Annotated in this window: 1 protein-coding gene; it reads right to left on the reverse strand. The window is 69.1% G+C overall.

Annotation, left to right across the window (positions count from 1 at the left end):
- Positions 1 to 130, reverse strand: a 130-nt coding sequence (locus ACLBXO_RS31915) for a beta-eliminating lyase-related protein (RefSeq protein WP_447687939.1), incomplete at its 3' end; no start/stop codon positions are given.
- Positions 131 to 320 lie beyond the last annotated feature (190 nt).

The following is a 320-nucleotide window of genomic DNA, read 5'->3' on the forward strand; positions in this document are numbered from 1 at the left end:
CGAGCCCGTCGTCGCCCAGCGGCGCTGACCGCATCCGGGCGTACATCGCCTCGGTCGGCCGGGTGACAGTGTCGCTCCGCAGGTCGACCACGGACGGCGCGTCCGTGGCTTCGCCGTGATCGTCTCGCATGTCGGTCTCGCCGCCCTACCGGTAGGCCGCCTCGTCGCCGGAATCGGTCGGGTTGGCGAGCGCCCGCTTGAGCACGTCGCTCATCGGCAACTCCAAGTTGATACCCTTCGGCGGGATCGGCTGCTCGAAATACTTGCCGTAGAGCCGCGCCACGGTCCCGTCCTGGATCAGCTCGACCACCGCCTTGTCG

It is taken from the genome of Methylobacterium sp. C33D, from assembly GCF_053345825.1.